Origin of the sequence: Corynebacterium coyleae, from assembly GCF_030408635.1 — a bacterium.
In the GTDB taxonomy this organism is placed as follows: Bacteria; Actinomycetota; Actinomycetes; order Mycobacteriales; family Mycobacteriaceae; genus Corynebacterium; species Corynebacterium coyleae.
In genome coordinates this window covers 20771-40580 of the sequence record NZ_CP047198.1, presented here as the reverse complement: position 1 = coordinate 40580, position 19810 = coordinate 20771, and the positions used below count along the sequence as shown (strand labels likewise).

Below are 19810 nucleotides of genomic sequence, written 5' to 3'. Positions count from 1 at the left end.
CCAGCGGATACTTTTAATCCAGCATCATAAACCGGGGGGTCATATGGTTGGGGAAAAGTTGACGCAATTGCTCGTCGGCCAGGCGGTCGCCGAGGCGGAAGCATGCGTAAAAGTTGCATCGCGTCGATACGTGCGCCTCGAAGCGTGGAACGCGCTGCGGCCGTACGAGCGCGAGTACTTACGCTGCTACGCAGCAGGTTCATCGGCCCATCGCTCGGTGTTGGTGAGTCGCTCGGCCGCCCGCCTACTGAACATGTGGACCATCCCGGACGGCAAGGAAGTCATCGAGCTCGCACAAACGCACGGTACGCCACCATCCACGAAAGACTGGCCCGACGGTCTGCGTTACCGTCACATGCGGATCCCTGAATCGGACGTCTACTGCATCCACCGGACCGACTGCATCGGTGCGGACCGAAAAATACAGGTGACAAGCCCAGAGCGCACCGCGATCGACATCGCGCGGTTTCACGGCGTGCGTCAGGGCGCGGTCGCGATGGACTGGCTTCTAAGCTTCGGCACCCTCCAAGAAAAGCGGAGACGATGGGAGACCATCCAAGCGAAAATTGCCCGTCTCAAGGGAAAACGAGGGATTGCGAACGCACGGCGGGCACTCGAACTTGCGTCTCCTTGGTCAGAGTCACCGTACGAAACTCTCCTGCGTGTGATTCTCCACGAAAACGGTATTGAGGTGGAGATGCAACTGTGGATCGGACCAGATTTCCGAGTCGACCTGATCTGGGGAAATCTCGTTATTGAGATCGATGGCCTCGATAAGTTCGAGAACAAGCCTCACGATGCCGTCCTCTCTCAACTCAAGCGCGAAACTTGGATTCGTGAGCAGGGATACGAGGTCATCCGATTTTTCACACGGGAGATACTCCGGAATCCGGAGGAATGCGTCCGCCGGATACGGGAGGCGAAAGCACGGGCAGACAAGCGCGGTGAGCCGCAAGTCGCCGCGACCCGGCAACGTCCAAGGCAACGCCAATCCCGATTCCCGTAAAGCGCGCCGCGCCGCACCCCTGAAACGAAAGAAACCAGCGAACTACACCCAGCGAATCGCGGTTTTCGGGCGGTTCGCTACAACTAGTTCGCTGGAAACTCGAAGCGGGGGCGGGGGCACCGGCGCACCGGCGCACCGGCGCACCGGCGCGGCAGAGCACGCCCCGGCGCGACCGGAACCTACAGGCCGGCGACGACCTCGTCGCGGGCGGCGACCAGGTTACGCAGGGACGGGTCGACTTCGGCGTAGCCGCGGGTCTTCAGGCCGCAGTCCGGGTTGACCCAGAGGCGCTCGGTCGGCACGTGTTCGAGCGCGGCACGCAGCAGGCCTGCGATTTCCTCGGTGGACGGCACGCGCGGGGAGTGGATGTCCCACACGCCGGGGCCGATTTCGGAGTGGAAGGTCTCGTCGATATCTTCCAGCAGTTCCATCTTGGAGCGGGCTGCCTCGATGGAGGTGACGTCGGCGTCGAGGCCGGCGACGGCGTCGATGATCTGGCCGAACTCCGAGTAGCAGAGGTGGGTGTGGATCTGGGTCGACGGCTTCGCGTTCAAGGACACGAGGCGGAAGGCGCGGACGGCCCAGTCGAGGTAGGAGGCGCGGTCGTCGGCACGAAGTGGCAGCAGTTCGCGCAGGGCTGGCTCGTCGATTTGGATGACGTTGATGCCGGCTTCCTCGAGGTCGGCGACTTCGTCGGCAAGGGCGACGCCGATCTGGTCGGCGGAGACCGAAAGCGGCACGTCGTCGCGCTTGAAGGACCAGGCCAGGATGGTCACCGGGCCGGTGAGCATGCCCTTGACCGGCTTGTCGGAGAGGGACTGGGCGTATGCGGACCAGTCGACGGACAGGGCCTTCGGGCGGGAGACGTCGCCGACGACGATTGGCGGGCGGGTGCAGCGGGAGCCGTAGGACTGGACCCAGCCGTTTTCCGTGACGACGAAGCCGTCGAGGAGTTCGGCGAAGTACTGGACCATGTCGTTGCGCTCGGCTTCGCCGTGGACGAGGACGTCGAGACCGATCTCTTCTTGCAGTTCGATGACCTGCTTGATTTCGGCCTTGAGGGCTTCCTTGTAGTCGGCGTCGGAAAGGGAGCCTTCGCGGTGGTCGGCGCGGGCCTTGCGGATTTCCTGGGTCTGCGGGAAGGAACCGATCGTGGTGATTGGCAGGGTGGGCAGCTTCAGCTCGTCGCGCTGGATCTTGATGCGCTCTTCGAAGGCCGGCTCGCGCTTGACTTCGCCCTCCGGCAGCTTTGCCACGCGGTCCACAACCGCCTGGTTGTGAATCGTCGTGGATTCTGCGCGGGTGCGCACGGCGCGGTCGGACTGGGCGAACGCCTCGGCTGCGGCGTCCGGGCCGGCGACGAGCGCCTGGATTTCGGCGAGCTTCTCGTCGGCAAACGACAGCCACGGTGCGACCTCAACCGGCAGGTTGCGCTCGGCCTTGAGGGTGTGCGGCACGTGCTGCAGCGAGGTGGAGGTGGAGACGGACACCGGGCGGCCGAGGGACTCGAGGACCTCGGTGCGTTCGCGCAGGTTGGCGGCCCAGACGTTGCGGCCGTCGATGATGCCGGCGACGAGGTGGGTGGTCTCCGGGATGGTGGTGCGGATGCGCTCCGGGTAGTCGGCGTCGGCGTCGAGGGTCCACGGGGAAAGGTCGACGTGCAGTGCTTCGACGCCGAGTTCGCCGAGGACCGGCAGGGCCTCGCGGGCGGAGCCGTACGGGGTGGTCAGGTAGACGTTCGGGCGGTTCTCCGCGGCCAACAAACCAGACCATGCCGAGCGCAGGTACTTGGCAATCTCGGCGTCCGGGGTGGACAGGTCGGCGACCACGGCCGGTTCGGCGATCTGGATCCACTCCACGCCGGCGTCCTTGAGGGCCTTGAATACCTCAGCGTAGGCGTCGACAAGCGCTGGCAGCAGCGACCACTCGGCAGGCTTGGACAGCGCAATGAGGGTGACCGGGCCGACGAGGAACGGGCGAACCTTGTGACCGGCCTCGGCAGCTTCCTCGACGATGTGCAGGATGCGCTCCGGCACGGCCTTAATCTCCTGACCAGCCTCGATCTCCGGCACGAGGTAGTGGTAGTTGGTGTCGAACCACTTGGTCATCTCCAGCGGCACGCGGGTGGCGTTGCCGCGGGCGAGCGCGAACTCCTCGTCCAGATCCACCCCGCCCGGCACGAGGCCCACGGTCAGGGCGGTCTCGAGCACCTGGTCGTAGAGGGCGACGTCGGCGGGGATGGCGTAATCCTCGGTGAGGCCGAGGTCGCGCAGATGGTTGTAGTTGTTCACGCGGAGGGCGCGGGCGGTGGAGCGGAACGTGTCGGCGTCGATACGCCCTGCCCAGTAGCTCTCAAGCGCGTGCTTCAGCTCGCGGTTCGCGCCGATGCGCGGGTAACCCTCGATGGTTGCCTTGGGGAAGGTGGTCATGGTTTGTCCTTTATCTATTGGATGCCGATGCGGTCCAAGAAGTCCCGCGTGACGGCCAGGTTGTTGTGGGTGTACACGTGGAGTCCGCCGGTGCCGGCGTCCAAAATCTCCCGCGCAAGGTTGGCGGTGAGTTGCATGCCGGTTTCGTATTCGTCGTCAGCTTCGAGCAATTGCTTCTCGACGACCTCAGGCACCTCCAACCCCGACAACTCACCCATCCGGCGCACACGCTTCAGGGAAGTCATCGGCATAATCCCCGGAATCAACGGGATACGCACACCCGCCAGGCGTGCTACCTCGACAAAGTCCAGGTAATCCTGCGCCTCGAAGAAGAGCTGTGTAATCGCGAAATCGGCACCCAGGCGCTGCTTAGTCAGCAGCACATCCAGGTCATGGTCGAAATTTCGCGACTCCTCATGCCCCTTCGGGTAGCACGCAACCGACAGCGCGAGCTTGCCGGCGGCGAGGCGAAACGCCTCCTCTTCCTGCACTTCCTCGATGAGGTTGAGCAGGTCGGTGGCGTACTGCAGGTAGTGCTCCGGCATGCCCGTTTCGGGCAGGTCGCCGCGGAGTGCGAGGAAGCCGCGCACGCCGGCGTCGATAAGCGTGCGGATCCACTCGGTGAGCTCCTCGCGCGTACCCGCCGTGCAGGCCAGGTGTGCGATCGGGCGCAGGTCGGTGGTTTCCGCAATCCGGGAGATCACCGCGGCAGTGCCTTCGAGCCACTCGCTGCGACGCGAGCTGGTCACGGAGACGTAATCCGGGTTGTAGGCGGCCAGGCCGGCAATGAGTTCGTCCATCTTGGCCACGCTGTCGGAGGGGCGCGGCGGAATGATCTCGAAACTCAACGCGGTGCGCTGGCGCTTCGGACGAGGGCGGCGGATCACCGGAGCGCCCTCGCGGTCGATGGGTGCCGAGGCGGAAAGCCGGGTCGAAGGGGAGGCTTCGAACATGGCGGACCTTTCTCTCGGCTGGCTGTCATCGGGACTTGTTGCACCGTGGTTAAACGGTGACTTGAAACTTATGTTGCCCGTTTCCGCGCCACAATCAAGGTTGTCTATTTTGCCCGTTTGCGCAGGTCATGCGGCCGGTTTTCGTGAATGTAAATACCACAAACTGAACCGCTTGGTTCATTTTTACGTAACGCTTGGTACGGAGCCGTTCTGCGGGGGCTTCGCTACGCTAGACACCGAACCAATCGAACAAAACTTGAACCCACTAAACAAAGGAGCCCACATGAACCTCAGGACCATCGGCATGGCCTACGCCCTCGCAAACCAAGGCCTGAAGTACTTCCGCGACCAAAACGACAAACGCGAGCGCGACATTTACCAGTCCCTCATCGACACGCTTAAAGACGGCGACCTCTCCGACCTCACCGACAAATTCGACCGCGACCAACTCCAGGAGCTCTACGGCGCCGCCCGCGCCGAAGCCGGCGAAATCACCCGCCAGGCCCACGAGCGCCTCGACCGCCGCCGCGCCGCCTTCGACGCCGACGCTCCCCTGCGCGCCGCCCAACTCGCCTTCCTTAAAGACCACGCCAAGGAGAAGAAGGACGAAGGCCGCAGCGTGCTCGGCACCATCGGCTCCGTGATCAAGTGGTCGACGCTCAGCGCCGTCGCCGCAGGTAGCGCATGGGCTGCCTGGGAGTTCTTCCTCAAGGACAAGATCGCTGAACTTCGCGACGACTCCCCCGCCGACCTCGACCTCGTCTCGGTTGCCGAGGGCGGCGCTGGTCGTGCTGGCGGTGCTGGCGTTGGCGGGACCTCCACGCTGGTCTACTCCACCACTACCGAGGACGACCGCGAAGCACGTTCGGCCGACGATTCTGACGATTCCGCAGGTCGCCACCGCCTGGAGGACTAGCGCCACGTCCCTTCCGGGCCCAGCCCCGCCCCCGAACGCCTATACGTTCGCGCGCCAGCCGGCCATGAGGTGGCGGACGAGGCGATCGCGCACGTCGGGGAGCAGATCGGCCAGGGGTGAGGCAAGCGGTCGGGTGGCCACGATCAGTTCGGTGGCGAGCTGCAGCGCGGTTTGGCCGGGGGCGACGATGTTGTGGGGCACGGCTTCGTCGATAAGCAATTGCACGTTGTGCATGAAGGTCTCGCGGCGTTCGACGATGATGCGGGGGCCGTCAGCGGAGGGTTCGGCGGCAAGGGCGGTGGCGAGCATGCCGACGCCGGAGTCGACGATGGCCCAGACGAAGCGTTCGAAGCTGCCTTGGGGGTCGCGGTGGAAGTCGGCGAGGGTGTCGTCGAGGAGGGTTTGGAGGTCATCGATGTAGACGATGGCGCAGGCGTCGTAAAGCGATGCGCGCGATGGGAAGTGGCGGTAGAGGGTGGCGATGCCTACTCCAGCGTCAGCGGCGATGCCTTCGAGTGTGATTTCGGAGTTCGGGCGGGTTTGGATCTGTTGGAGGGCGGCCGTGATGATTTGGTCGCGTTTTTTGCGGGCGTCTGCGCGCATGGGCCCACTCTCGGTTTGACAGTGATTGAATTGGGAAGCACCATATCACGAGTTAAGTGATAGTCCACCCTACGGTTAGGGGACCGAATGTCTGCAATCCTGTCTGCACAGGATCTTGTCCTGCGCAGTGGCGACGACCCGGAGTCGTTCGACATCGGCCGCGGTTTGACCCTGCTCAACACGGCGCGCGAGTCCGATTCGACGCTGCTCAGCCTTGCGCTGGCGGGTCGCTTCCGCCCTGCAGAGGGCACCATTCTGCTTGATAGCGAACCCACCACCCACCACGATCGCTTCCGCGATGTCGCGTTGGCGGGCGTGCCGGAGATCGACTCGATCGATCGTCTGGTGCGCGTGCGGGATGCGATGCGGGAGCAGATTGCGTGGTCGCAGAGTTTCTTCAAGCGCACCCCGCGCAGCCCGGAGGCGATTAAGGCGCATCCGTACGTGGAGAAGTGGTTGGAGCCGCTGCAGTTGGAGGAGCTGGATCTGCTGGCCAAGGTCGGCGACATTACTCCGCTGGAGCGCTTCCGCTTGCGCGTGTTGCTTGCGTTGATTTCGCGTCCGGAGGCGAAGTTGCTCATTGTCGACGACATCGATCAGGTCCGTGACATGAAGTTGCGCAAGTTGCTTCTTAGCGACCTCCGCGGCGTCGCGGTCCACCTTCCCGTGATGGTGAATACGGTCAATGAGGAGGGGCTATGAGCGGCCTGCATATCGGAACCGATTTCCGGAAGTTTTTGAACGGCAAGCTCCCACCGCTTGCCCTTGTTGCCATCATGTTGCTGCCGTTGCTGTTCGGTGGCTTGTTTGTGTGGTCGTATTGGGATCCACTGGGCAATTTGTACAAGTTGCCGGTTGCGTTGGTGAACTCGGATGAGGGTGAGAACGGCGACCAGGTGGTTGACGAGCTGTTGGAGCAGCGTCCGTTGGATTTCCAGTTGGTCAGTGCCGAGGAGGCCAAGGAGGGCATTGCTAACGGCACGTATTACCTGGGGATGGAGATTCCGACGAACTTCTCTGAGGCTGTGACCAGCGTGAAGTCGGAGGATCCGCATTCGGCGAAGATCAACATCACCTTGAATGAGACGAATGGTTTCATCCCGACGGTGTTGGGTGATAAAGCCGGTGAGGCGGTCGCGGTTGCGGTGTCGAACTCGGTTGGCGAGAAGGTGGTGGACCAGCTGTTCGTCGGCATTAATACGTTGTCGCAGGGTGTGCAGGACGCCGCGGATGGCGCGGGCAAGCTCGACGACGGTGCGAATAAGGCCAAGGACGGCTCGCAGAAGCTCAACGACGGCGGCACGAAGCTCAACGACGGTATCCAGCAGCTCAATGACAAGGTGCAGCAGATGCCGGGTGCGGTGGGCAAACTCGACGGCGGTGTGGCCAAGTTGCAGGACGGTGCGGCGCAGCTTAATGACGGCATCACCACCGCATCCGGCGGCGCCTCCAAGCTCTCTAACGGCCTGGATCAGTTGCAGGCGGGTACCCAGCAGTTGGGTGCCGGTGCGACGAAGATCGCAGGTGGCGTGGATAAGCTCACCGGCTTTGCTGGCACGTTGAACCAGGCGCAGGCGGCGTTGGCTGACGTCAATGCGAACCTGGACCGCGTGATCGCGGATCTGGACCGCTCCCCTATCCCGGGCTCGAACGAGTTGGCCGCGCAAGCCCGTGGCGTGAAGGCACAGTTGAACGCTGGTCCGCTGCAGGCGGTGCCGGGCAACGACCTGGTCGGCCAGTTGATGCAGTTGCAGGCTGGCGCGCACGAGTTGGCCACGCAGTTGTCTGATCCGACCGCGCAGTACCGCGGCGGCGTGGATAGCGCCGTAGCGGGTGCCCGCACTCTTGCGGAGGGTCTGGCCCGCCTGCAGGACGGTTCGGGCACGCTGCTGGCCGGCATTACGACGTTGAAGGACGGTACGTCGAAGTTGGTCGTCGCTGCGAATACGGCGACGGATGCGACCTCAAAGTTGGCGGCCGGCTCGAACCAGTTGGTGGTGGGCCTGAGCGATTTGAACGACGGCCTGGTGAAACTTTCTGACGGCACCGGCGAGCTCTCCATGAAACTTGCGGACGGCGCCAAGGAAGCCCCGAAGTGGGAAGGCGAACGCCTGGACAAGGCGATCCACGCCGCCGCGGATCCGGTGACCCCGCAGCACACGGGCGACGGCGTGACTTACTTTGGTAAGGGTTTGAGCCCGTTCTTCCTGGCCCTGTCGCAATGGTTCGGTGTGCTGATCACCTACATGATCATGAAGCCGTTTAGCCGCCGCGCCATCGACTCGGGCGTGAGCGCGTTCCGCGTGATGCTGTACACGATGATCCCTTCCGTGATCATTGGCTTTGCGCAGTCTGTGGCGCTGTGGGTGGTGCAGGTTGGTGTGCTGAAGGTGGAGCCGCAGCACCCGGTGGCGCTGTTCGGCGTGTTGGTGTTCGTGTCGTGGGTGTTTATCTCCGCGATTATGGCGTTGAACACCACGTTGGGCCCGGCGCCTGGCCGTTTGGCCACGATGGCGTTGATGTCGCTGCAGTTGGTGGCGTCGAACGGCCTGTATCCGCCGGAGGTGCAGCCTGGGTTTATCCAGTGGGTGCACACGTGGGATCCGATGCGCTATTCGGTGGATTTGGTGCGCTACGCCCTGTTCGGTGCGCCGTCGTATGACCCGCGTCTGTGGACTGCGCTTACGGTCCTGTTGTTCGTGGCGGCCCTGTCCATCGCCCTTACGTGTTTCGCGCTGCGGAAGCGTCGCACGATGGCGTTCAAGGACCTGCACCCCGAGTTGACGGTGTGAGACGCCCCCTAGCCATCCTGCTGTCCGCCGCGCTTGTGCCGCTCGCGGTGCCACAGGCGCAGGCGTTGCAGTTGCGGTGCCACCCCGTGCATGTGATTCAGGCGGCGGGGTCCGGGTTTTCGCATTCGTGGCATCCGTCCGCGCGCGAGTCGCTTTTCGACGACGCCTCCTCCCCCGCCGACGACCTCCAAACCCGCTTCGGCGCCCGGACGGTGTCCACGTTTCAGGTGAAGTACCCGGCCTCGCTGGGCCGCTTCAGCGTGTTCGGTACCTCGGGCAACGTCCCGGAAGGCACCGAGGCGGCCACGTATGGGGAGTCGGTGCGCTACGGCCGGGACGTGGCCACCTTGGAGATGGAGACCGTGGCCCGGCATTGCCCCGGCACCCGGTTCATTTTGATCGGCTACTCCCAGGGCGCCCACCTGGTCGGTGATGCGGCGGCGGAGGTTGCCGCCGGTCGCGTGCGGGGTGTGGGTGCGGATGACATCGCCGCCGTCCTTCTCTTCGCCGACCCCGCCCGCGCGCCGCTGGGTGACCCGGCACCGCAGCAACCTTCGCGCCTCTACACCGAACCACCTGCGGGCGTGCGCGGCCGCAACGGGGAGACAGTCCAGACCGGTGGCACGACGCTCAACCCCGCGTTCGAGGGCCTCGCCGGCACCCGCACCACGCCGTTTACCGGCTTGGAGGGCAAGGTGCTCTCCCTGTGCAACGGCGCGGACATGGCGTGCGCGACCGACCCCACGAGCCCGCTGCGCACGCTTGCGGATGTGGCCATGCGCGATGTCACACCCGGCCCTTTCAACGCCATCACCGGCATCCGCGTCGCCCGCTTCCGCGACTTACGCGCGCAGGGGCTGCCGGTGCCCGAGGCGTTTGAGCAGTCGGGCCTCTCACGTATCGACGCCACCCTCATCCCCCAAATCATCATCGAAGCCACCACCGCCGCCACCGCCCTCGGGCAGCACGCGGCGGGCACCAGCACCACTCCCCCAGCCGAACAAGCCGCCATCGCGCTGCTCGCCGCACTGCCGGAGTTGGCCAAGGAGGGCGTGACCTGGCCGTGGTTGTTCCAGGCGCTTGAGCCTCTGCGCGATCAGGCGGCGCAATTGCTTGACGACGACACCACCGCCTGGCTCGATCTCACCCTCGAAATGTTTCGCACCATCCATGCCGTGGAGCAGTTCAGTTGGCAGCTGCATCGCCTCGGCGTGATCCCCCGCACCCCAACCGGCACCGAGGGCCGCCAGGCCTGGGCGCATAGCACCGTGGCGGTGTTGTGCGGGCAGGTGCTGGATGTGACCGGCCTGCGCGCCACTTACGAGGATCCCCAGAACGCAGTGTTGGTGTCGTCGGCCCAGCGTGCTGGCGATTTCGGGCCGCGGCACATGTCGTATTACAAGTTGGGCTTCACCGACATCCCCGGTGGGTTCAAGGTGGGCGGTCAGACGGGTTATGACTATGCGTTGGGGTGGCTGGACCGGGTGGTTCGTGGGGTCGTCGCAAAGTAAATGCGCAAGAGAAAACCCGCCGGGCTTTCGCCTAGCGGGTTAGCTCACTGCGGGTTTACTTGTCCTCAGCGGGCTTGTTCTCTTCGGTGCCCTTGTCCTTGGACTCCGGCATCTTGTCGGAGGAGCCCTTCATCAGGGTCTCGTTGCCGGTCGCCTTGCCCACCATGTAGGAGGAGGTGTACTCACCTGCACCACATGCGCGCATGACGCCGTCGACTGCCAGGAGGCCGAGGGTGATCGCACCCAGAGCGCCGGCTGCGAGGCCGATCATCTGCGGGTTCTCGATAGCGAACGCACCCTGGATGCCAGCCGCGCGACGTGCACGGTCGTCGTCGTGAATGCCCAGACCGCGCTGGATCTGGTCGTTCGCCTGACGGATCGCGGCGTTGACCTGGGCGGAGACCTGCTCCAGGCCCGGGATCTGAACCTGCGACAGGATACCCAGCGGGATAGCCAGCAGCAGCGGCGCGGTCATGCCGACGATGCCGGCGATGCACTTGCCGTCGAGCTCAGAGGAGCCCTTGGTGGTCTGGTTGTCCGTCTCACCGGTCACGTTGACCTTGAGCTTCAGATTGCGGACGTAGGACTGGTTGCCATTCTTGTCAACCAGGACGTAATTCAGGCTGTCGCCAGGTGCGCCCAGATCGGTCTCGACAACGACCTTGCCGTCCTTTTCCTTGACGCTCTTGACCTTACCGCCGTTCTCAACCGGAACGAAGCTCTTCACACCATCCGGCAGGGTGATGGTGATCGTGCCGGTGGTCGGGTTGTTCGTGTAGGTGATCTCCGGCAGATCCTTGTTGGTACCAGTGGACTTGCCGTTGGAGACCAGCGTTCCAGACTCTGCAGTGTCCACCGGAACAATGTCCAACAGGATCGTGCGCAGAACGGTGCCTTCGCCGTCACGCTCTTCAACGCGGATGACCTGGCCGACGGTATCCGGCTTCGCCGTGACTCGGAAGTTGCCGTCCACCGTGCTGGTGGTCACGTACTCGCTGCCCGAGGTGATGAAGAACTTACCGCCATTCTTCATCGGCGGGATGTCGGTGTAGCCGGTAACCGGGATCACCGAACGCTGCTGACGGTTGGTAGAGACGCGGCCCTGTACGACGTTCACCGTGTAGCGGTTCAGCACAGAACCGTTGGAGTCGCGCTCTTCAACGACGCCAGTCTTGCCTGCGGCGTCAGCCTTCGGCTTGAGGATCCACTCGCCATCGGTGGTCTTCGGCTCCTGGAAGAACTCGCCGCCCTCAACGAGCAGGAAGCTGTTCTTGCCGTTTACAAGGGTCGCACGGAACTCGGAGTTCGTGGAGACGGTGTAGGTGGACTCGCCCGACTTCGGAGCGACCATGTTCAGGTGGTACTCGGCCCAAACGCCACGGGCGTCCTTGACCTGGATCTTGACCAGACCAGTCTTGTCCGGCAGACCCGTGATGATGAACTGGTCGTTCTTCTCATCACGCTCGACCTTGACAAGGTCCTTGCCCTCGTTGATGACAGCCTCGTCATCCTTCGCGCCCGGAATGCGTGCGGTTGCGTTCCAAGCCATCTCGCGCACGAGCGGCTTGACCTCAGCGTCGCGGCCCGGGGTGACGTTGATGGTGTAGCGCTCGAAGACGAAGCCCTCGTCCGTGAGGTTCTCCAGAACGATCTTGCCGTCGGCGTTGCGGTTGAACTCGATCTTCACCGACTTGGTATCACCCGTCGGCAGCGAGTTCTCGTCAACAACGAGCTTCTTGGCCTCGTCCTTGTTGTCATCGACAACACGAAGGTTCTTGCCTTCCAGCTCGAGCACGTTGTCGGAAGTGACATCGTATTCGAGGTTGCGGACCGGAGCCGGGGAGACGTTGTAGGTGAACTTGGTGATCTTCTCGTACTTGCCGTTGGCGTCGTCCTTGAAGTTGAGCGCGGTCTCGAGAACCTGGACCTGGCCCTTTGCACCCGGCTTGAAGACGAGCTTCCAGTCGCCGTCCTCGGCAATCTTCGACTTCTCGAAGTCGATGATGTCCTTGTAGACAGTCTTGTAGTGCTCGAGCATCTTGTCGAAGGAGTCGAACTTCTCATCAACATCGAAGGTGAAGCGGTTCGAAGCCCTTCCTTCGGCGTCCTTGATGCTGTAGCCCAGGGTGAGATCCACAACCGCACGGTCGACGATGTTGCGAGGCTCAAGCTCCTTGAAGTCGAAGCCATCAAAATCCTGAGCAGGGTTGACCTGGATCTTCCAAACACCGATCAGGGTGCCGGTCTTCTTGTCGACGATGTGGATGATCGCCTCACCCGTGAAGCCCTCGTTCGGCTTGACGGTCCAGACGTCCTTGTCGGCGCCATCTTCGCCAAGCTTGCCGCGCTCTTCGGTGACATCAACGTCACCGGAGATGACCTTGATGTCCCACTCGTTGCTACGCTCGATGTTGACCGAGCCGTTGCTCTGAATCTCGTAGTTACGGATGCGCGGGCCAGAGTGGACATCCTTCTTGATGTCAATCGTGTACTTGTATTCGACACCGTTCTTGTCGGTGAAGACAACGACGACCTTGCCCTCGCGGTCCTTATTCTTCGGCGTGATGACCCAGGTGTCGTTGTCACCCTCCTTGATGTCCACCAAATCCTCGCCTTCGACGATCTTGAAGGTGCCGCCGCGACGCTCCACGATCGCCGTGGAGGTGCTCAGGATCTCGCGAACAACCTCGAACTTCGAGGTGGTGTTCTCGATGGTGACGATGTTCTCGCGCTCGTTGCCGCTCTCGTCGACCGTGGTAACGACAACCTGGCCGCGCAGGTTGGTGTCGGTAACCTCGACCTTCACACCCTGCTCGTCCTGAACAACCTTGATGCTGCCCGGCACAACCTCGTGCTCCACGCCGTTTTCATCGATGTAGACGCGCTTCTTAATCTTGTCGCCCGGGTTCAGCGGGATGACCTTGACGCGGTTCTCGCCGTTCGGGTTGAGGGTGTAGAAGAAGTTGTTGACCGTGACGTTGGTCTGGGTCTTCACCGTGATGGTGTCGGACACCTTCACGCGGTAGATGTACTGGTTGCCGCGCTCATCGGTGATGAGGATCTCGACGTCGCCCTCGCCCTCGAAGCCCGGCTTCGGGGTGATGATCAGCTTGCCATCCTCGGTGCGCTCCACGATGACGATGTCGCGGCCCTTGGTGACCTCGAAGGTCCAGGAGCCCTTGATGCCACCCGGCAGCTCGATCTCCTTGGACTTGTCCTTCTTGGTAAAGCCAGCGAAGTAGTAGTACTCGTGAATTTCCTTGACGGACTCGTAAATCTTCTCGGTGTAGTAGTTCTCCGTGAGGGTGACCTTGTTGGTGGTCGTGACCGGCTTCGGAGTCTCGGTCTTCGTGGTGGTAACCGTCGTACCCGGAACGTCCACAACGGTGGTACGCGTCGGGGTGGACCAGTGGGTTGCGGTAACCGTGGTAGCCGGCTTGGTCACGACGACCGGGGTGTCGCTGATCGTCTCGGTGACAGTGGTCGGCTCGCCCTCAACGGTGGAGGTGACAGTCTTCGGAGCCGGGGTCTCGGTAACCTTCTTGGTGACGGTCTCGCCACCAACGACCTCGGTCGTCGTCGTGACAACCGGGGTGGCCTTAACAGTTTCGGTAACCGTCTGACGCGGGCGGGTCGTGCGAACCGTCGTGTACGCGGTCGGGAGCTCCTTGCGCTCCGTCACCGTCACCTCAGGGTGGGTGTAGGTAGCGGTTACCGTACGCGGGGTATCCGTGACCGTCGTGGTGGTCTTGTGCGCCGGAAGCGTCTCGGTGGTGGTGACGGTCGACGGATCCTGCGGGATCGTCGTCGTCTCCTCGATGATTTCCTTCTGCGGTGGCGGCTTCGGGCCCGGCAGGCCCGGCTGCACGATCGTGATGATGCGCTGGAAGGTCCAGTGCTTCTTCGGGTTCAGGTTGAGGTTGTAGTTCTTCGGAACCAGAACGGTGACGTACTCGCCCTCGGTGTAGTTCTCCTTCACCGTCTGGAAGTTCGCGTTCTTCACCAGAACGTAGTTCGGGGTGCCGTCGCCCTGAACGTCCTGACGCTTCCAGATGATGTCGAAGCCGGTCAGGGAGGAGAAGAGGTACTTGTTCAGGCGGTTCTGGTGGAAGTAGCCACGGATCTCGTTCAGCGAGCCGAGATTGTTGGAGAGCAGTGCCTGGAGGATGCGGTTCTTCGTCTGAATCTGGTACACGAGGTTCGAAGACGGGTTCTTCTGGTACTGCTCGTAGTCCTTGATCAAGGACTTGGTGACGTTGATCGCTGCGAGACGTACGTCGTCGTTAATACCCAGGCCATCGCCGAAACGGCCGGAGGCACCGGTGAGCTTACGGACCTCGTAGCCACCGATCTCATTGTTCCAAGGGTTGTCGATACCCCAGTCGATGCACCAACCCGACGCAACCTCGTTCGGCAAGACAAACGTGTTGACGTCGAACGGCTGGTTACGGAGGTCTTTGTAACCATCAGAGTAGAACTGGCGCAGTTCCTGCTCGCTGAGCGACTGGTAAGCACCGACGATCTGTGCGCTGGAACCGGTGTAGGTAAGTGCCAACGCGTCAGGCGCAACACTCACTGCGGTACCGGCAATCAGGGTGCTCGAAATGAGCGCAGCCATAGCGCGCTTCTTCAGATGTGCGTTCTTCAACGGCTTCATTCCTTACAACTCGGAGGAGATATTCGAAGCAGCCTTGAGATCACCTGAACACGGATCTCCAAACTGATAACTACATATTTAAGCGCAATATCGGCTTGGAGAATAGTCCGAAACTCCCTACAGAAAGCCAAAACGCCAGATCAACATCAAAAACTTAGAAACCTGACCCTCTGAACTGGACGTTTAGACGGTACTCAGGAAGAAAACTACAAGGTGATTTTCACCACAATCCGAGCAATTGTTCAACAAATCCTAAAACAACGCCGAAAGCCCGAAGCCGACTTGGCTTCGGGCTTTCAGGGATCAGAACGATTTACTTCTTGGATTCGTCCTTCTTGTCCTTTGCACCAGCTTCCTCGGACGGTTTTTCAGCCTTGTCCTTGGAGCTCTTGCCGGAGGAACCGTGCATCATCCAATCCTGACCGGTCGCCTCACCGATCTTGTAGGACGAGGTCATCTCCTCCTGGCCGCAGGCACGCAGCACACCGTCGATCAGGAACAGACCGAGCGTGATTGCACCGAGGGAACCGGCGGCGAGGCTCAGCATCTCCGGGTTGGCAACGTTGAACGCACCCTGGAGACCGGCTGCGCGGCGAGAACGGTCATCGTCGTGGATGCCCAGACCGCGCTGGATCTGGTCATTTGCCTGACGGATAGCGTCGTTCACCTGAGCGGACAGACCCTCCAGGCCCGGGATGCGGACCTGGGAAAGGATGCCCAGCGGGATAGCCAGCAGCAGCGGTGCAGACAGGCCGATGATGGAGGCAATGCACTTGCCGTCGATCTCAGAGGAGCCCTTCTCGGTCTTGTTGCCCTGGAGGTCAACGCCAAGGTCGATCTCGACGTAGTCTTCCTGCTTGTCGCTGCGGACGCCGTTCTCAATCGGAACGACGACGAGCTTGCCGCCAGGAACCTTGCCAGCATCAACCTCGAGATGACCGCCCTTGTCCACCACCTTGTCGTTCGGGACGATGGTGCAGCTGCCGTCGCCGGTGCAGATGTTGATCTCAACGTTGTTCGAGCCACCCTCGAAGTCAACGATGTAGCTGCCGTCCTTGCCCGGGTTCGGCTTGATCGACGGACGCGGCTTCGGAAGCTCGCCTTCCGAGGTGTCCGGGATGACAGCGTCGACAACGCGGACGAGGTTGCCTTCCGGATCGCGGATCTCGATCTGCGCCAGACCACGCTTGCCAGGCTGTGCCTCGATGGCGAGCTTGCCCGGCTCTGGCTCGGTGACCGTGACCAGGTCCTTGCCGTGAACAACCTTGTAGGTGTGCTTCTCGCCGAAGTCAACGGAGTCCTTGATGTTCTTGTACAGAACAGTGCGGAACTCTTCGAAGTTCAGCTGCTTGCCCTCCGGGAGGACCTCGATGTTGTAGCGGCGGACCACAACATCACCGCGGCGCTCGATGACCTTCACGGTCTTGCCGATGGACTCCGGGCCCTTCGGCACGAGGATCCACTTGCCGTCTTCCTCGACGACCTTGACCCACTCTGCACCCTCGATGATCTCGATCGGGTTGTTGTTGATGCGGGTGATGGTGAAGCGACCGTCAACGCTGAGTTTGTAGTCGTCGGAAGACGCAGTGTTGCCACCATTCTTGCCCGGAACAACCGTGTAGATGTAGCGCTCAACGACAGTGTTGCCAGACTTGATCACAACGGTTGCGGTGCCGGTCTTGCCGTCCTTCGGCGTGACCAGCAGAGTGTCGCCCTCGCGCTTGACGTCAATGACATCACCCTCGACCTCGTAGGTGAACTCCGAGGAGTTCATGGTGATCGAGGACTCGGACTTCGGCGTGAGCTCGAACTTCTCCTCACGTGCACCCTGCGGGGTCACGACGAAGATGTAGCGCTGGTACGCGATACCGCGGGAGTTAAGGACCTCAACAACCACTTCACCGTTGGCGCCGTCGACGAACTTCAGGGAGTTGTTCTTGATGTCGCCGCCATCGAGCAGCTCATTGCCCTTGGTGACCTTGAGGTTGTCGCCCGTGATACCGACGGTTGCGCCGGACTTGACGTTCTTGCGCACCTCGTCGATCTTGCTCGGGGTGACGTTGATGGTGTACTCGACGAGCTCATCATCACCGAACTTCTCGACGATGACGATCTTGCCGTCCGTGCCCACCTTCGGCAGGACCTTCCAGTTGCCGTTCTCGTCGACTTCCTTGTCGAAGAGATCCTCGCCTTCCTTGACCTCAAACTCGTTAACCGGGGTACCGAGGTTCAGGGTGACGGTGTTGCGGTCCAGAACATCCTGGGTGACCTTGGCGGTCGGGTACTTGGTGTCACTCTTCACCTTGGCGACGATGGTGTAGGTACCAATCAGGACGCGACCGTTATCGGTCTCCTTGTACACGTTGAAGACCAGGGTGCCGTTGGTGACGTTCGTGACCTTCCACGGATCCTGCTCGTCCCACTTCCACTCACCGGACTCGGAGACGATCTCCTTGGTCAGATCGGAGGTGTCAGTGCCGTAATCGATCGTGACGGTGTTGCCCTCGTCCATCAGGCGGGTGACGTTGTCCACGGAAACGTTCGTACCGTGCTCGATCTTCAGGTTGAAGGTGTAGGTCTTGCCGTCCTTGTCAACGGCCTTGATCACTACATCGCCGGTTGCGTCCTTCTTCGGGGTGACAACCCAGGAGTCGCCGCGCTTCTCGATCTTCTCAATCTTGTCAGCGCCCTTAACGATCTCCGGCTTCTGCTCCACATCCTTGACCTCGAGGATGTAGGAGTTCAGGTTACCGATGATGCGGGTGTAGGTGGATTCATCGGTGCTGGTGTTGATCAGGAAGATGTAGTTGTTCTCAGCGCCGGTCGGCTTGCCGTTGACCTTCTCAAAGACGGTGACCTTGATCTGACCCTGCGTCAGGCCATCAACAACCTTCAGCTTGTACTGGTTGGAGGAACCCTCAACCTTCACCAGCTCGCCCGGGCCGTCAACCTTGTAGTCCCAGCCAGCCGGGACGGTGATGGTCTGGTCGATGTTGGAGACACCCACGTTGAAGAAGTGGTTGTTCACGGTGACGTCGTTGACGGTGACCTTCTCGGTCTTCTCGTTGACGATGTTGACCGTGTACTCGTGGCGGTTGCCTTCGCTGTCCGTAATGACGAAGCGAACGGTGCCCTTGCCCTCACGCTTCGGCACGATCTCGATGACGTACTTGCCGTTGCGCTCAACCTTGCGGATATCAACGAGGCCGTTGGAGTCGTCGATAATCTCGAGCTTCCAGTCACCGAGCTTGTCAACGTCGATGATCTGCGTCTTGTCGGTGCCCTCGAAAGCGAAGGCGTAGGTGAAGTGGCGGGTGTAGCGCTCAACAGTGGAGGTGCGCTCAACCGTCTTGTAGTTCTTGTTCACCACGGTGGTCTCAACAACCTTGGTGGACGGCTCAGCGGTCACCGTCTGAGTCTCGGTGCGCGGGGCACCGCTCCGCTTCACGGTCTCGACGACGGTAGTGGCCGGCTTGGTGACGGTCACCGTCTCGGTTGCACCCTCGACGGTGTCAGTTGCGCGGGCCGTGGTGGTCTCGGTGACAGTCACCGGCTCAACCTGCTCAACGGTGACGGTCTTCTGCGGAGCGGTCACCGTCTCGGTTTCGACCTTGGTCGGCAGCGTGGTCTTCGCGGTTGCGGTGACCACATCCGGACGACGGGTGGAGGTAACCGTGAGCTCCTCCGGCGTCTCAGTCACGGTCTTCTCGACGATCGGCTGGATGTACTGCGTCTTCGTCGCGGTACCGCCCACCGTCTTGGTCACGGTTGCGTTACCCGGACGCACAGTCTCCGTCTCGGTGACGGTCGACTGCACCGTCGAGGTCACGGTCTTGGTCTCCTGCGGAGAAACGGTCTTGGTGACCGTCTCGCGGATCACGTCCGGCTGGTAGTTGTCCAGACCCGGCTGCGCGATGATGAGGATGCGCTGCTTCGTCGGGTCGCGGAGAACATCCTGGTAGATGTTGTAGTTCAGCGGAACGAGGACGGTGACGTACTCGCCCGGGTTCACCTTCAGCGCGTTGAACTTCGCGGAGTTCTTCACCAGGTAGAAATCCGACTGACCAACCGTTGCGGTGGCGGTGCGGCGGATGCTGAAGCCGGTCCAGCTCTCAAACTCTGCGGCGGTCAGCTTCGGCGGGTTGTTGGACCAGCCGAAACCATAAGCAGCCCAACGCGGCTTAATGTCGCCAGTAATGTAACCACGGATCTGGTCGAGGACTTCCTGGTTGTTGGACACCAGTGCCTGCATGGCCAGGGCCTTCTTACGGACCTCTTCGTGGCGGCCAGCGTAGTAATCATCCAGCATCAACTTGGTCAGGCTGATCGAAGCCTTCTCAATGTCCGGGTGGATATCAAAGCTGCCGCCCGAAACAAGGTTGAAGCCGTAAAGACCGGAAACACCGTCGAGCTTGCGGACCTCGTACTGGGTATCCAGGCTCGGACCCGGCAGCGCAGCGTCGATGCACCAGCCCGGACCGTACTGGGTCTGGAGCATGTCCATACGGCCCTTGAGCTTGGCACCCTTGTTGTACTGCAGTGCAGCCTTGTTAGCGTCGCTCGGCAGCGCGGAGTATTCGCTAGTTACTCGCTCGTCAGCGTCAGCGGTCGGAGCTACGACCGTTACGCCACCAAAAGCCACCGTGGCGGAAACCAGGGTGGTCAGGACGCGCTTCTTCAGATGTGCGTTCTTCAACGGCTTCATTCCTTACAAGTCGGAGGAGATATTCGAAGCAGCCTTGAGATCACCTGAACACGGATCTCCAAACTGATAACTACATATTTAAGCGCAATATCGGCTTGGAGAATAGTCCGAAACCCCCTACAGAAAGCCAAAACGCCAGATCAACACCAAAAACTTAGAAACCTGACCCTCTGAACTGGACGTTTAGACAGTACTCAGGAAGAAAACTACAAGGTGATTTTCACCACAATCCGAGCAA

The 19810-nt window shown here is 61.6% G+C and carries 10 protein-coding genes; 5 read left to right on the top strand and 5 right to left on the bottom strand.

The window, feature by feature from the left end:
- The first annotated feature begins 58 nt into the window (after positions 1-58).
- Complete coding sequence (locus tag CCOY_RS00145) at positions 59-1006, top strand: endonuclease domain-containing protein (protein WP_167594483.1); 948 nt, start codon at positions 59-61, stop codon at positions 1004-1006.
- A gap of 179 nt (positions 1007-1185) precedes the next feature.
- Here the strand turns inward: CCOY_RS00145 and metE are convergent, their stop codons facing one another.
- Together metE and CCOY_RS00135 are read right to left on the bottom strand one after the other, a co-directional pair.
- Positions 1186-3435, bottom strand: a complete 2250-nt coding sequence (metE, locus tag CCOY_RS00140; RefSeq protein ID WP_092101077.1) for a 5-methyltetrahydropteroyltriglutamate--homocysteine S-methyltransferase — start codon at positions 3433-3435, stop codon at positions 1186-1188.
- Positions 3436-3449: 14 nt separating this feature from the next.
- Positions 3450-4388, bottom strand: coding sequence for a methylenetetrahydrofolate reductase (locus CCOY_RS00135; protein WP_070421942.1), 939 nt, complete (start codon positions 4386-4388; stop codon positions 3450-3452).
- Between the two features lie 283 nt (positions 4389-4671).
- On the opposite strand from CCOY_RS00135, the gene CCOY_RS00130 reads away from it, so the two are divergent.
- Complete coding sequence (locus tag CCOY_RS00130; RefSeq protein WP_092101075.1) at positions 4672-5304, top strand: hypothetical protein; 633 nt, start codon at positions 4672-4674, stop codon at positions 5302-5304.
- A 39-nt stretch (positions 5305-5343) separates the two neighbouring features.
- On the opposite strand, the gene CCOY_RS00125 is transcribed toward CCOY_RS00130, so the two are convergent.
- Positions 5344-5907 (bottom strand): TetR/AcrR family transcriptional regulator, encoded by a 564-nt coding sequence (locus CCOY_RS00125; protein ID WP_070483348.1) that lies wholly within the window; start codon positions 5905-5907, stop codon positions 5344-5346.
- A gap of 87 nt (positions 5908-5994) precedes the next feature.
- Here CCOY_RS00125 and CCOY_RS00120 point away from each other — a divergent pair, with 87 nt between their 5' ends.
- Genes CCOY_RS00120 through CCOY_RS00110 form a run of 3 tightly spaced genes read left to right on the top strand, consistent with a single transcriptional unit; the run spans position 5995 to position 10210 of the window.
- Positions 5995-6609 (top strand): ATP-binding cassette domain-containing protein, encoded by a 615-nt coding sequence (locus CCOY_RS00120; protein ID WP_092101073.1) that lies wholly within the window; start codon positions 5995-5997, stop codon positions 6607-6609.
- Positions 6606-8699 (top strand): YhgE/Pip domain-containing protein, encoded by a 2094-nt coding sequence (locus tag CCOY_RS00115; protein ID WP_092101071.1) that lies wholly within the window; start codon positions 6606-6608, stop codon positions 8697-8699. The genes CCOY_RS00120 and CCOY_RS00115 overlap by 4 nt, the downstream gene beginning before the upstream one ends.
- Positions 8696-10210: a cutinase family protein gene (locus tag CCOY_RS00110; protein WP_167594482.1), complete on the top strand. Its 1515-nt coding sequence runs from the start codon at positions 8696-8698 to the stop codon at positions 10208-10210. The genes CCOY_RS00115 and CCOY_RS00110 overlap by 4 nt, the downstream gene beginning before the upstream one ends.
- A gap of 55 nt (positions 10211-10265) precedes the next feature.
- Here CCOY_RS00110 and CCOY_RS00105 read toward each other — a convergent pair whose 3' ends face one another.
- Together CCOY_RS00105 and CCOY_RS00100 are read right to left on the bottom strand one after the other, a co-directional pair.
- Positions 10266-14858, bottom strand: a complete 4593-nt coding sequence (locus CCOY_RS00105) for a hypothetical protein (RefSeq protein ID WP_143028440.1) — start codon at positions 14856-14858, stop codon at positions 10266-10268.
- Between the two features lie 322 nt (positions 14859-15180).
- Positions 15181-19563 carry a hypothetical protein gene (locus CCOY_RS00100; RefSeq protein WP_143028439.1) on the bottom strand — a complete coding sequence of 1461 codons (4383 nt, stop codon included), beginning with the start codon at positions 19561-19563 and terminating at the stop codon, positions 15181-15183.
- Positions 19564-19810 lie beyond the last annotated feature (247 nt).

What these genes read in the sequence shown, in the direction of transcription:
- metE (WP_092101077.1), bottom strand. Translation starts at nt 3,435, where the DNA reads ATGACCACCTTCCCCAAGGCAACCATCGAGGGTTACCCGCGCATCGGC.
- CCOY_RS00135 (WP_070421942.1), bottom strand. Translation starts at nt 4,388, where the DNA reads ATGTTCGAAGCCTCCCCTTCGACCCGGCTTTCCGCCTCGGCACCCATC.
- CCOY_RS00130 (WP_092101075.1), top strand. Translation starts at nt 4,672, where the DNA reads ATGAACCTCAGGACCATCGGCATGGCCTACGCCCTCGCAAACCAAGGC.
- CCOY_RS00125 (WP_070483348.1), bottom strand. Translation starts at nt 5,907, where the DNA reads ATGCGCGCAGACGCCCGCAAAAAACGCGACCAAATCATCACGGCCGCC.
- CCOY_RS00120 (WP_092101073.1), top strand. Translation starts at nt 5,995, where the DNA reads ATGTCTGCAATCCTGTCTGCACAGGATCTTGTCCTGCGCAGTGGCGAC.
- CCOY_RS00115 (WP_092101071.1), top strand. Translation starts at nt 6,606, where the DNA reads ATGAGCGGCCTGCATATCGGAACCGATTTCCGGAAGTTTTTGAACGGC.